At 70.6% G+C, this 13,540-nt stretch carries 10 protein-coding genes; 6 read left to right on the forward strand and 4 right to left on the reverse strand.

Features of this window, described 5'->3' with window-relative positions:
* Positions 1-30: 30 nt before the first annotated feature.
* Together AC0N04_RS00415 and AC0N04_RS00420 are read right to left on the reverse strand one after the other, a co-directional pair.
* A complete protein-coding gene (locus AC0N04_RS00415; RefSeq protein WP_474277492.1) occupies positions 31-819 on the reverse strand; it encodes a LytR/AlgR family response regulator transcription factor in 789 nt (262 codons plus the stop codon).
* A gap of 19 nt (positions 820-838) precedes the next feature.
* Positions 839-1,915, reverse strand: a complete 1,077-nt coding sequence (locus tag AC0N04_RS00420; RefSeq protein ID WP_474277495.1) for a sensor histidine kinase — start codon at positions 1,913-1,915, stop codon at positions 839-841.
* 110 nt (positions 1,916-2,025) lie between these two features.
* On the opposite strand from AC0N04_RS00420, the gene argH reads away from it, so the two are divergent.
* The 5 genes from argH (at position 2,026) to AC0N04_RS00445 (ending at position 7,675) form a co-directional block, all read left to right on the forward strand.
* Positions 2,026-3,468, forward strand: coding sequence for an argininosuccinate lyase (argH, locus tag AC0N04_RS00425; protein WP_474277497.1), 1,443 nt, complete (start codon positions 2,026-2,028; stop codon positions 3,466-3,468).
* A gap of 75 nt (positions 3,469-3,543) precedes the next feature.
* Entirely contained in the window at positions 3,544-4,815 is a 1,272-nt protein-coding gene (dinB, locus tag AC0N04_RS00430) for a DNA polymerase IV (protein WP_474277500.1), read from the forward strand.
* A gap of 93 nt (positions 4,816-4,908) precedes the next feature.
* Positions 4,909-5,403 (forward strand): hemerythrin domain-containing protein, encoded by a 495-nt coding sequence (locus AC0N04_RS00435; protein WP_474277501.1) that lies wholly within the window; start codon positions 4,909-4,911, stop codon positions 5,401-5,403.
* 88 nt (positions 5,404-5,491) lie between these two features.
* Positions 5,492-6,460, forward strand: coding sequence for a LysR substrate-binding domain-containing protein (locus AC0N04_RS00440; protein WP_474277504.1), 969 nt, complete (start codon positions 5,492-5,494; stop codon positions 6,458-6,460).
* Between the two features lie 63 nt (positions 6,461-6,523).
* Positions 6,524-7,675, forward strand: coding sequence for an alpha-hydroxy acid oxidase (locus AC0N04_RS00445; protein WP_474277507.1), 1,152 nt, complete (start codon positions 6,524-6,526; stop codon positions 7,673-7,675).
* A 13-nt stretch (positions 7,676-7,688) separates the two neighbouring features.
* On the opposite strand, the gene AC0N04_RS00450 is transcribed toward AC0N04_RS00445, so the two are convergent.
* A complete protein-coding gene (locus AC0N04_RS00450; RefSeq protein WP_474277508.1) occupies positions 7,689-8,120 on the reverse strand; it encodes a DUF1841 family protein in 432 nt (143 codons plus the stop codon).
* Positions 8,121-8,228: 108 nt separating this feature from the next.
* On the opposite strand from AC0N04_RS00450, the gene AC0N04_RS00455 reads away from it, so the two are divergent.
* Positions 8,229-8,972, forward strand: a complete 744-nt coding sequence (locus AC0N04_RS00455; protein WP_474277511.1) for a sulfite exporter TauE/SafE family protein — start codon at positions 8,229-8,231, stop codon at positions 8,970-8,972.
* Positions 8,973-9,012: 40 nt separating this feature from the next.
* Here AC0N04_RS00455 and AC0N04_RS00460 read toward each other — a convergent pair whose 3' ends face one another.
* On the reverse strand, positions 9,013-13,356 hold the full coding sequence (locus AC0N04_RS00460) for a putative bifunctional diguanylate cyclase/phosphodiesterase (RefSeq protein ID WP_474279015.1): 4,344 nt from the start codon (positions 13,354-13,356) through the stop codon (positions 9,013-9,015).
* Between the last annotated feature and the right edge of the window lie 184 nt (positions 13,357-13,540).

The raw sequence follows: 13,540 nt of genomic DNA on the forward strand, positions 1-13,540 counted from the left end.
CGCTGGCGATCTGCCGGCCGAGCCGGCCGTTCAAAGGCCGTGCGCCTCCAGCGCCTCGCGCACCGCCGCCACCTGGCGGCGCGACACGGCCAGCCACTCGCCGCCCGGGGCCACCTGCACCGCCCAGGACTCGCCCGCCTCGTCGGCGTCGCTGCCGGGCAAGTGGCGGCGCTCCAGCGCGCGCACCGCCGCGCGGGCCACCAGTGCATTGCGATGGATGCGCAGCACGGCCTCGCCCAGGCGCTGCTCCAGATCGGACAGCGCGTCGTCCAGCACGTAGGCGTGGCTGAGGGTGCGCAGCGTCACGTACTTCATCTCGGCCTTCAGGTAGACCACCTCGGCCACCGGCAGGCGCAGCACCCGGCCGCGGTCGCTGACCACCAGCGTCGCGGGCTCGGCCGCCACCGCGGCCGGCACCGGCACGGCGGCCAGACCGCGGTGCTGCGCGGCACGGCTCAGCGCTTCTTGCAGGCGCTCACGTCGCACCGGCTTGGTCAGGTAGTCGATGGCCGCCAGATCGAAGGCCTGCAGCGCGTGTTCGGCATGCGCGGTGACGAAGACCACCGCCGGCGCAGCGTCCAGCGACTTCAGCCGCCGCGCCAGCTCCAACCCGTCCAGGCCGGGCATGTGGATGTCCAGCAGCACCAGATCGACCGGGGTGCGCGCCAGCGCGTGCAAGGCTTCGGCGCCGCTGCCGGCTTCGGCCACCACCGCCAGCGGTGGCGCCACCACGTCCGCCAGCAGGCTGCGCAGCCGCAGGCGGGCGAGCGGCTCGTCGTCGGCGATCAGCACGCGCAGTGCAGCGGGCGATGGGCTCATGGTCTTGACGCCTCCCAGGTCAGTCGGCCGGCACCGACAGGCTGACGCGCCAGCGGCCGTCCTCGATCAGGCCGCTGCGCAGGTCGGCGTCCAGGTCGTGCAGCAGGCGCAGGCGCTCGCGCACGCTGGCCAGGCCGATGCCGTGGCCGGGCCGCAGCGGGGCGCCGGTGGCCACCGTGTTGGTGACAGCGACCAGCACCCGGTCGCGCCGGCGCCGGGTGCGGATCTCGATCGTGCCGCCGCGGTCGCTGGGCTCGATGCCGTGGCGCACCGCGTTCTCGATCAGCGGCTGCAGCGCCAGCGGCGGCAGGCGCGCGCCGCTGGCGTGGGGGTCCAGGCTCCACTCGACCTCCAGCCGCGCGCCAAAGCGCAGGGCTTCGATCGACAGGTAGCGCCGCGCCAGCTCGACCTCCTGCGCCAGCGTCGTGGTCTGCTCCAGCGCGCCCAGCGCCGCACGGAACAGCTCGGCCAGATCTTCCAGCACCTGCTCGGCACGGCGCGGGTCCAGTTGCACCAGCGCGATCGCGGTGTTGAGCGTGTTGAACAGGAAATGGGGACGAATGCGGGTCTGCAGATCGGCCAGGCGTGCCGCCGCGGCGGCCGGCAGCCTGGCCCGCTCGCGCCACCGCACCGACAGCCACAGCGGCGCCGCCAGCGCCGCGCCGGCCAGCGCCGGCGCGAGGACGCCGCTGGCGCTGTGCGGCGCCAGGCCGATGCGGTCGAGCAGGAACCAACTGCCCCCGCCGGTCAGCGCGCCCAGGCCTGCCAGCGTGACCAGCTGCGCCGGCGCCGAGGCACGCCGCAGCCAGCGTCCGCTGCCGCAGGCCAGCAGCACCCAGGCCAGCGTCGCCGGCACCGTCACCATCGTGGCATCGGTCAGCGCGGCGACCCAGCCCGCCAGCCGGCCGCTCGAAAAACTCAGCGCCACGCCGACGGCGGCGTGCACCCACAGCAGCGCGCGCAGGATCACGCCGGTGCCGCACAGCGGCCACGGGCCGGGCCGGCCGCCCGCCACGCCGCCGGGCACGACCGCATCGCGCAGGTCGTCGAACAATGTGCTGGCGGGGGCCTCGGTGGGAGTGCTCACGGGCCGCATTCTCACCCCTGCCGGCGCGGCGACGGGTGCCGCCTAAAATGCCGGCTTCCTCCTGCCTGCCGCGCGTCGCCGCGGCGGCGCCCCCTGCCCTTGCCCGCGAATCCCTGCCCATGAGCGCCAACCAACTCGACAAGAAGTCCCAGGCCTGGTCGGCCCTGTTTTCCGAGCCGATGAGCGAGCTGGTCAAGCGCTACACCTCCAGCGTGTTCTTCGACCAGCGCATGTGGCAGGCCGACATCGAAGGCAGCCTGGCGCATGCCGGCATGCTGGCCGCCCAAGGCATCATCGGCGCGCAGGACCTGGCCGACATCCAGCGCGGCATGGCGCAGATCCGCGCCGAGATCGAGTCCGGCGCCTTCGAGTGGAAGCTCGAACTCGAGGACGTGCACCTGAACATCGAGGCCCGCCTCACGCAACTGGTGGGCGACGCCGGCAAGCGACTGCACACCGGCCGCAGCCGCAACGACCAGGTCGCCACCGACGTGCGCCTGTGGCTGCGCGGCGAGATCGACCAGATCGCGCCGCTGCTGGCCGAGATGCAGCGCGCGCTGGTGCACATCGCGGCGCAGCACACCGAGACCGTGATGCCCGGCTTCACCCACATGCAGGTGGCTCAGCCGGTGAGCTTCGCGCACCATCTGCTGGCCTACGTGGAGATGTTCGCCCGCGACGCCGAACGCCTGGTCGATGTGAGGAAGCGCGTCAACCGCCTGCCGCTGGGCGCCGCCGCGCTGGCCGGCACCAGCTACCCGCTGGACCGCGAGGCCGTGGCCCGCGCGCTGGGTTTCGACGGCGTGTGCCAGAACAGCCTGGACGCGGTGAGCGACCGCGACTTCGCGATCGAGTTCACCGGCTTCGCGACGCTGGTGATGGTGCACGTCTCGCGCCTGGCCGAGGAGATCGTGTTGTGGATGAGCCAGAACTTCGGCTTCATCGACCTGTCGGACCGCTACTGCACCGGCTCGTCGATCATGCCGCAGAAGCGCAATCCCGACGTGGCCGAGCTGGCGCGCGGCAAGAGCGGCCGCGTGGTCGGCCACCTGATGGGCCTGATCACGCTGATGAAGGGCCAGCCCCTCACCTACAACAAGGACAACCAGGAAGACAAGGAGCCGCTGTTCGACACCGTGGACACGGTCAAGGACACGCTGCGCATCATGGCCGAGATGGTCGGCGGCGAACTCGCCGCGGACGGCAGCCCGAATCCCCAAAGAACGGGCGGCCTGAAGGTCAAGGCCGACGCGATGGAGCGCGCCGCGCTGCGCGGCTACGCCACCGCCACCGACCTGGCCGACTACCTGGTCAAGAAGGGCCTGCCCTTCCGCGACGCGCACGAGGTCGTCGCGCATGCGGTGAAGGAAGGCCTGAAGCAGGGCCTGGACCTGGCCGAGCTGCCGCTGGCCACGCTGCAGGGCTTTCACGCCAGCATCGGCCCGGACGTGTTCGAGGTGCTGACGCTGCGCGGCTCGCTGAACGCGCGCAACGTGCTGGGCGGCACCGCGCCGGCCCAGGCCCGCGCCCAGATCGAACGCCACCGGCAGCGGCTCGCCTGAGCGCCGGGCGCGGTTCCGGCGCGGCGGGTCCGCGGCACACCTCAAGACTGTGCTTTTATCCAGTCCTGCGCTACCATGCAGGCTGTGTCCCACCCGCCGCGCCGGCTGATCGCCCACCTCGACATGGACGCGTTCTACGCGTCCTGCGAATTGCTGCGCTACCCCGACCTGCGTGGCCAGGCGGTGGTCATCGGCGGCGGCCGGCGCCACCAGCCCGAGACCCAGGCCGATGGCAGCCGCCGCTACGCCCGCCTGGGAGACTACGCCGGGCGCGGCGTGATCACCACCGCCACCTACGAAGCGCGGGCGCTCGGCGTGCACTCGGCCATGGGCCTGATGAAGGCCGCTGCCAAGGCCCCCGAGGCCGTGCTGCTGCCGGTCGATTTCGACCTCTACCGCACCTGCTCGCGCCGCTTCAAGGCCGCCGTCGCCGAACTGGCGCCGGTGATCGAGGACCGTGGCATCGACGAGATCTACATCGACCTCACCGACGTGCCGGGCGCGCAGGACACCATCGGCCACGACCCGCTGGGCGGCGTGCGCGCGCTGGCGCGCGAGATCAAGAACAACGTGCAGCGCAGCACCGGCCTGAGCTGCTCGATCGGCGTGACGCCGAACAAGCTGCTCGCCAAGCTCGCCTCCGAGCTGGACAAGCCCGACGGCCTGACCGTTCTGACGCTGGACGACCTGCCCACCCGCATCTGGCCGCTGCCGGTGCGACGCATCAACGGCATCGGCCCCAAGGCGGGCGCCAAGCTGGCCGCGCTGGGGATCGACACGATCGGCGAGCTGGCCCGCTGCGACCGCGGCTGGCTGGTCGAGCGCTTCGGGCGCAGCTACGGCGCCTGGCTGTTCGACGCGGCCCGCGGCCACGACGACCGCGCGCTGGTCACCGACAGCGAGCCGGTCTCGATGAGCCGTGAGACCACCTTCGAGCGCGACCTGCATGCGGTGCGCGACAAGGCCCGGCTCGGCGCCCTGTTCACCGAGCTGTGCCAGCGCGTGGCCGAGGACCTGCAGCGCAAGGGCTATGTCGGCCGCACGGTGGGCATCAAGCTGCGCTTCGACGATTTCAAGACCCAGACCCGCGACCTCACGCTGGACTGCCCCACGGCCGACGCCGCGGCGATCCGCCACGCCGCCGGACAGTGCCTGAAGCGCGCCGACCTGGGCCGCCGCCTGCGCCTGCTCGGCGTGCGGGTGGCGGCGCTGAGCCGCAGCGATGCACCGCCGGCCGCACGCCTGCCGCCCGGCCGCGCAGGGGCCAGGCCCGCGCGGCCCCCCGGCGGCACGGGCCGCACGCCGGCGGCGGCAGAACCGGGTTTGTTTGACCCAGGCCAAGCCTGAACGCCCTCGCCGCGCCGACGCCTCGCGGCAAAATGCGGGGCTTGCCGTGGCTGGCGCGATGCCGGCCTGTCGTTCCCTCATCCCCTGCCGCCCATGCCCACGCTCGAATGGTCTGACGCCCTGGCCCTGGCCCACCCCGCGATGGACCAGACCCATGTGGAATTCGTCCAGCTGCTCGCCGAGGCCGAAGCGGCCTTCGCCAGCAGCCCCGCCGAAGGCCTGGCCTGCTACGAGGCCTTGGTGGAGCACACCGTGGGCCACTTCGGGCAGGAAGACCGCTGGATGACCGCCACCGGCTTCGCCCCCGAGAACTGCCACAGCTCGCAACACACCCAGGTGCTCGCGCTGATGCGCGAGGTGAGCCGGCTGGCGCGCGACCACGCCGACTTCGGCCCGCTGGAGCGCATGCTGCCGGCGCTGGGTCCGTGGTTCGTCCAGCACGCGCAGACCATGGATGCCGGCCTGGCCTCGCATCTGGACCAGATGGGGTTCGACCCGGCCACCGGCCGTTGCACCCAGGCGCTGGCCGAGCAAGCGCACAGCGGTTGCGGCGGCGCGTCCTGCTCGCCGACGACGGCCGGCGCCTGAGCCGGCCACCGGCCGCGGCGAGCATCCGCGGGCTGCGTCGGCGGTACCCGGCCCCCGGCAGGCGGCGGCCAGCGGCTACCATGGGTGCATGGCGTCGTCCCCAGTCTCCGTGCCCGTTTCCACGTCCACGCCGGCTTGGCCGGCCGATTTGCGCCTGCCCTCGCTGGACGCCTTGCGCGCTTTCGAAGCGGCGGCGCGCCTGGGCACCTTCGAGCGCGCCGCCGACGAGCTGAACGTCACCGCCAGCGCGATCGGCAAGCGTATCGGGGCACTCGAAGACCTTCTGGGCGTGGCGCTGTGCCAGCGCGGCGCCAAGACCCTGGTGCTCAGCGCCGCGGGCAAGGAATACCTGGGTTCGGTGCGAACCGCACTGGCGGCGCTGGCCGCCGTGCCCCTGCACCGCCGCAGCGCCCAGCAACGCCGGCGCCTGCGCGTTTGCGCGCCGCCCACTTTCGCGCGGCAGATCCTGGTGCCGGCGCTGCCGGGCTACACCGAGACCCACCCCGACATCGAGCTGGAGGTGGTGCTGTCGGTGCCCTACGTCGACGGCCCGAGCCAGGACCCGGATGTGGAGGTGCGCCACGGCCCGCTGCCGGGCGATGGCGCGGTGGCGCTGATGCACGACCTGCTGCTGCCGCTGGCCAGTCCGGCGCTGCTCGCCGAGTGGCCCGCGCTGCGCGCGCTGGACGACCTGGCCCGCCTGCCGTTGCTGAGAACCCCGGTCGAGCCCTGGACCCCCTGGTTCCGCACCCAGGCGCTGGACTGGCCCGAGCCCGACGCCGGCCCCCGCCTGGTGGACCTGGGCCTGACCCTGGAGGCGGCCGCCTGCGGCCAGGGCGTGGCATTGGCCCGGCCGTCGCTGGCGCGCCCTCTGCTGCGCGACGGCCGCCTGGTGCCGGTCTTCGGCCGCGGCCAGACGCCCACCGCCCAGGCCACCACCGCGTACTACCTGCGCCCGCAGGGTGCCGGTGCGGCGGCCGATTTTGCGGCCTGGCTGGCCGTCGCCTCCGAGCAGGCCGCGGCCGACGGTCAGGCGCTGATTTCCGCGCTGGCCTGAATTTCTTTCCGCCTCCACGAGGCGCTGCGCCGTTAGCATCCGGCGCTGAGGAGACCATCGACCATGACCGTCATCACCACCATCGAAGACCTGCGCGTTCTGGCCAAGAAGCGCGTGCCGCGGATGTTCTACGACTACGCCGACTCCGGCTCGTGGACCGAAACCACCTACCGCGCCAACCAGAGCGACTTTCAGAAGATCAAGCTGCGCCAGCGCGTCGCGGTGAACATGGAGCACCGCAGCACCGCCGCACCGATGGCAGGCTTTCCCACCACCATGCCGGTGGCGATCGCCCCCACCGGGCTGACCGGCATGCAGCACGCCGACGGCGAGATCCTGGCGGCCCGGGCGGCCGAGAAGTTCGGCGTGCCGTTCACGCTGTCGACGATGAGCATCTGCTCGATCGAGGACGTCGCCGCCCACACCCAGGCGCCGTTCTGGTTCCAGCTCTACGTGATGAAGGACCGCGACTTCATCGAGCGCCTGATCGACCGGGCCAAGGCCGCCCACTGCAGCGCGCTGATGCTGACGCTCGATCTGCAGATCCTCGGCCAGCGCCACAAGGACCTGAAGAACGGCCTGTCGGCACCGCCCAAGCCCACACTGGCCAATCTCCTCAACCTGATGACCAAGCCGCGCTGGGGCCTGGGCATGCTGGGCACGCCGCGGCGCAGCTTCGGCAACATCGTCGGCCATGCCAAGGGTGTGGGCGACATGTCGTCGCTGGCATCGTGGACCGCCGAGCAGTTCGACCCGGCCTTGAGCTGGAACGACGTCGAGTGGATCAAGAAGCGCTGGGGCGGCAAGCTGATCATCAAGGGCGTGATGGACGTCGAGGACGCGCGGCTGGCCGCGCAGTCGGGCGCCGACGCGATGATCGTCAGCAACCACGGCGGGCGCCAGCTCGACGGCGCGCCGTCGGCGATCGAGGCCTTGCCGGCGATCGCCGACGCGGTCGGCCGCGACATCGAGGTCTGGATGGACAGCGGCATCCGCTCGGGCCAGGACGTGCTCAAGGCCTGGGCGCTGGGCGCACGCGGCACGATGATCGGCCGGGCCTTCCTCTACGGACTGGGTGCGATGGGCGAGGCCGGCGTGACCAAGGCGCTGGAGATCATCCACCGCGAACTCGACCTGACCATGGCCTTCTGCGGCCACACCCAGCTGCGCAACGTCGGCCGCGACATCCTGCTGCCGGGCAGCTACCCGACCTGAGTCCGCCGCCGCGTCAGCGCGTCGCGCGCCGGCGCACCGCGTCCAGGTAGGCCAGCCCGTCGGGCGGCTGGCCGCTGCGCTGCGAGGCCCAGATCATCTCGCCCAGGCAGTCCATCACCTCGTGCTGGGCCTCGTGCAGCGAGTGGCGCCTGGCCGCCAGCAGCTCGACCGCCTGACGGATGCCGCGCGGCTGGTCGATCGAGACCTGCTCGCTGATCGTCAGGTGCATCGCCAGGTGCAGGAACGGATTGGTGCGGCCATCGTCCACCGTGTAGACGGCCGCCAGCGCGGCTTCCAGGTCGGCCAGGTCGGCGTCGTATTCCGGGTGTTCGTCGATCCAGCCCGCGGCCAGCACCTCGATCGGCGCCAGCGGCAGGCCCTGGCGCTGCTTGGCGCGGGTTTCGCAGAAGAATTGCCGGACGTCGTTCTGTGAGGGCTGAAACATCCGAGAATTGTCGCCTTTTGCGCGCCGGCCAGCGCGTCACGCGATCCGTGCCTCTGGACGGCACCCGTCGCATCGACACGTCGTCCCACGGCCCGCACCCCCGCGACCATGATCACCGACTGGCATTTCTACCTCGCCGCGATTCCGGCGGTGGTCCTGATGGGCATCTCCAAGAGCGGCTTCGGCGCCGGCTTCGGCGCGCTCGCGGTGCCCATCATGGCGCTGGCCATGCCGGTGCCGCAGGCCGCCGCCATCATGCTGCCCTTGCTGGCCATCATGGACGCGATGGGCCTGGCTGCGCTGGTGCGCGAGAGCGACAAGTCGCTGCTCAAGCTGCTGGTGCCGGCCGGCCTGCTGGGCACGCTGATCGGCACGCTCTTGTTCGGCCTGCTGTCGGCCACCACGGTGGCCGGCGTGGTGGGCGGCATCACGCTGGTGTTCCTGGCGATCCGCGTGCTGTTCCCGCCGCATGCCGATGCGCCGCCACCGCCGCGCTGGCTGGGCGCCGTGCTCGGCACCACCGCCGGTTTCACCAGCTTCGTCTGCCACGCCGGAGGCCCGCCGGCGAGCTTCTACATGCTGCCGCTCAAGCTCTCGCCGATCCGCTTCACGGCGACCGCGGCCGTGCTGTTCGCAGTGCTCAACACCTCGAAATGGATCCCGTACGCCTGGCTGGGCCTGATCGACACCCGCAACCTGCTGGCCTCGGCGGCGCTGGCCCCGTTCGCTCCGCTGGGCGTGTGGATCGGCTTGAAGGTGGTGCGCCGGATCAACACGCTGTGGTTCTACCGCCTGTTCAACCTGGGCATGCTGCTGACCGGCGTGAAGCTGGTGTGGGACGCGGTGGCCTGAGGCGCTCGCGATGCGGCCGGAAGCCGTCGGACCGCCACCGTCATGCGGAGGCGCCGCGCCCCTCCTGCACACCGACCTGGTTGGCCGCCAGCCAGGTCAGCAAGGCCGGCAGCGGCAAGGGTCGGCAGAAGAGGTAGCCCTGTGCATGGACGCAGCCCATCTTCAGCAAGTGATCGCGCTGAACGGCGTTCTCGACGCCCTCGGCGACGAGCGCCAGATCGAGGCTGCGGCCCAGGCCGACAATCGTCTGACAGAGCCTGAGGCTGCGCTCATCGTCACCGATGTGGTCGACGAAGGTCTTGTCGATCTTCAATGCCGTGACGGGCAGTTCCCTCAGGTAGCTCAACGATGAATAGCCGGTCCCGAAATCGTCCACCTCGACGCCGATGCCCGCCTGGCGCACCTGCTCGAGCTGGGCGAGCAGGTCCACGTAGGCACCGGCGAAGACCGTCTCGGTCACCTCCAGCCGGAGTTGCGAGCTTGGCATCGCGTGACGCGCCAGGATCTTGAGCACGCCTGAGGCAAAGTCGGGACGCTGCAGCTGCCGCACCGAGACGTTGACCGCGATCTGCAGTGGCGCGCCAGCGGCTCGAGTCAGTGCCTCGTGCTGCGCACAGGCGGTGTCGAGAACCCAGCCGCCGACGCCGACGATGAGTCCGCTGGATTCGAGCAGCGCGATCACGCGCGGCAGAGAAACGTGCGCAAACCGCTCGTTGTGCCAGCGCAGAAGCACCTCCACGCCGTCGCATCGCCCGGTATCCATCCTCACCTGCGGCTGGTAGACCAATTCGAATTCATGGCGCTCGAGCGCCTTGGCGAGCGCGACTTCGACATCGGCCCGCTCGGTGATCGATGGCGCCTGCCGAAGATCGAACAAGGAGGCGCCGTCGCCGCCCACCTCCTTGGCGGCATACATCGCGGCGTCCGCGTACTGCAGCAAGCCGCTCCGGTCGCTTGCGTGGTACGGACACAGCGCCACGCCGATCGATGCCGAGAGCCGGACGTCGACGCCCTCGACCTGCCGAATGGCGCGAATCCCTTCGCAAAGGCGTGCGGACAAGGTCATCGCCGAGTCCGCCTGCGCGTCCGGCAACAGCACCACGAACTCGTCGCCGCCAAGCCGGGCGACACTCGCCTGCGCCGGCAACAGCGACTGCAACACGCAGGCGCAATGGCGCAACACGAGGTCGCCGAAATGATGCCCGTGCGAATCGTTGAGCGTCTTGAACTGGTCCAGGTCGAGGAACAGGATGGCGATGGCCGTGTGCTCGCGCTGGCCGTGCATGACCGCCTCCTCGATCAACCGGTTGCATTCGCGGCGATTGGGCAAGCCCGTCAACCCGTCGGCCGTCGCCAGAACACGGAGTTCCTCCTCGATCGACTTGATGTGATCGATCAGGTGAATGGCGCCGACCAGGCGTCGCTCGCCCTGCCCGCCCCGGCCGGGAATGGCCTGGCCGACATCCTGGACCCAGACCCAATGGCCCTGCCGATGGCGCAGGCGGTACTCGGCGCGCAGGCTCTTGTCGGTTCCCTGCAGAACGCGCTCACGAGCCGATCGGTAGGCGTGCAAATCCTCGGGATGCACGCCGTCGTCGAACTCGGACCAGGGGCCCGAGAAGTCTTCTGCCGCGTAACCCAGCCACGGCGCGTCGGTACGCAGGACGGTGTCCGGCGTGTCGTCGTACAGTGCGCTCGACGACGCACCCAGCGCCAGCTTGAGCCGCCTGTCGGACGCGGCCAGTCGCCGCAGCTGGGATCGCTTGTCGCGGGCCCAGACCGTCACGATGGCCAACAGCAACAACGCTGCCACCGCGATCACGCCAGGTCGCCGAAACCACGGGCCGTTCACCACGATGCGGGCGATCGTCGTCGTGCGCGGCACCTCGCCATTGCTGAACCCGAATTGCCATTGATAACGCCCCGCCGCCAGCGTCGTGTAAATGACGGGGTCACTCGCCACCGAGCTGCGCCACATCGGATCGACCCCGACGAGACGGTAGTGCAGCAGCGCGCCCGCCGGCAGCAGCCGCCCCGTCGCGGCCACGTCGAGACGGATCAGCGCATCCTGTTCCTTCATTTCAATCGGCTGACCGGCGGCCGGCAGCGCCACCGGCTTCTGTCCGATCGTCACGGCGCGCAATACCGCGCTGGGCATGGTCTCGCCGGCTTGCTGACGCGGCGAGGCCACTCGCACCCAGCCATCGGGACTGCCGAACCAGCGCGAGGTGCCCGACCCGCAGGCTTCATCGTTGAAGTCGCCCCACATCACGCCGGCGTCAGGACCGAGCGCCGTCACCGTCCGATCCGGCACGTCGATCGACATCAGACCCTGCGAGGTCGCGACGACGACGTGCGACGAATCCTGTCGCGCGGCACAGTAGGCTCGGCGGCTGCCGAAGGCGGCCTGCGTGTGCCAGGCGCCGGCCCGAAGCAGACGGCCGGCAGGGGTCAGCTCCCACAGGAAAATACCGCCATCCACGCCGACGACCAGCAGCCGAGTGGCCGACAGCCAGACCGTATCGACAACATCGATGGACCGGGTTCCCTGCAGACGCCCGGCGTCAAGGTCGAGACGTTGGGAAGTGCCGTTCCCGAGATCGAACAGCCAGACTTCGGCACCCTTCGTCACGGCGATCTGCGGACGGTGCGCGCCGTCGCCTCCGGGGTCAGGGCGCAGCCGGGCATGCCCTCGCGGCGTCGAAAGCCGCAGCGCCAGCGGCCTGCGCGCGCCGGTGGCGACGTCCCAGCTCTCCGCTGCGTTCTGGGTCACGAGTGCCACCGTCGTCTTGCCCAGCGGCACGATCTGCTTGCCCATCGATCCCTCGAAGGGGCCGGGCAGCGGGTGCGTACTCGCCAGCAAGCTGCCGTGGTCCGGCGCGGTCAGCCTCACCAAGAACTGCCGACGGCGGCCGAGCTCCCCCGTGATGAACCACGCCGATCCGTCGTCGCCACAGACCAGCGGCTGACGCCAGCCATGCCAGGGCAGCATCCGCAGCCTGTCGTCCTCTCCGGTCCCCATCCAGCCGAGCCGGCCGCTGGCAAAGCGCAGGATCGTGCCTCGGCCGGGCAACTCGCACAAGGCATGCACGTCGGGCACCGCGTCGTCCCCCGCATTGGGCGCGAAGGTGTACGAAGTCCCCGCCAGTGCAGAGGTGGCGGAGAGCACTTGTACCCATTCCCCCCTCAACAGCCATGTCGAATGCCCGCCATGGTCGTCGAGCGTGACGACCCGGTTGAGCACCTTGCGCGTGAAGACGGTCGGAGAGGTCAGCCAGTTCGCGTCCAGGCTCTGCTCGACCTTGCCATTGCGCACGCGCAAGAAGCGGGTTCCCGCCCCCCGAACCGCGTAGTAGCCGTTGTCGTTCGCGAACACCCGCCACGGTCGAAGATGCCGCGAAGCGACCGGCGACGGTCCGGCCGGCGGGTCCAGCCTCGTCAGCCACTGCCTGCGACGTGCCACCTCCACATTCAGCACCCCGAGGCGGGTGCCGACCCACGCATGGTCGTCATCCTGAATCGCCAGCGTGCCGGCATCCCGGGGCAATGCGACGGTCGTGCGCGTGCCACTCGCCACGTCGAGGCGCACGAGCCACACGGACGCGGCGTCGTGCTCCAGCCAGAAGGCCATCGTGGCAGAGCATGTCAGGCTGTCGAGCAACACCGGATCCCGCGCACCGGACTGCACCCGTCGCGAACGCCCGGTTTCGAGATCGAAGGCCGTGATCCGGCCTCCCACCTGCGCCAGACGCAACACGCGGCCGGAACCTTGCGCACACCACTGGGTTTCCCAGCTGTGCGCCGCCCGCATCGAAGGTGAGGTGATCGCAGGGACCCAACCGCTGCCATCTTCCGCCGCGACCCGAAAGACCTTGCCGTCCGGCCGCCACGACAGCAAACGAGAGCCCACGTTGAAGGCAAGCCTGCTGGCGCCGGGCACGACCAGGCGCACCGCTCGTGCGTGCTCGCCAGTTTCGGTCGGATCGGCAGGCCCACCGCCGACCGGCAGGCGCAGCAACGGATCGAGGCGGATGCCGTCGTAGTGTTGCAGTCCTTCCTCGCCACCGAACCAAACCGTGCCATCGGGCGCCTGCACTACCGCATTGATCGCACCGACCTCCGGTGCCACCCATCGGGCAACGCCGGGCCGGACCAGATTCACCCCAGGCAATCCGGACAAGGGCAAACGCTGCTCGTTGGCATCGCCACCCGTCGCCGCCAACGCGCTGGCGCCCAGGACACCCTGGACGCCCAGGAGGCCCACAACCAGGCTTCGCCGAGCGAACCCGGCATCCGCGTGCCATTGGCCACGCGATGCCCAAGCACCGCTCCGGCTCGCCGGTGCGGACCCAAAGGCCCTGACCAGGGCCACGATGATTGGCATCAGCAAGAGGAGATGTCCAGGTTCGGAGGCCCCGGCGGGAGGTTTCACACGGGCTCACGCCCACGCTTTATATAAAGCTTTCCGGGTCCCGCGACGATCCTGGCTCTCGCCGTTTTGGATTCGTGAACAAGCGCTCAAATTGCGGCGACATTGACGCATCGAGCAAACAGTGGGCAGGCGCCGT

Source organism: Ideonella sp. sgz306126 (assembly GCF_056032705.1).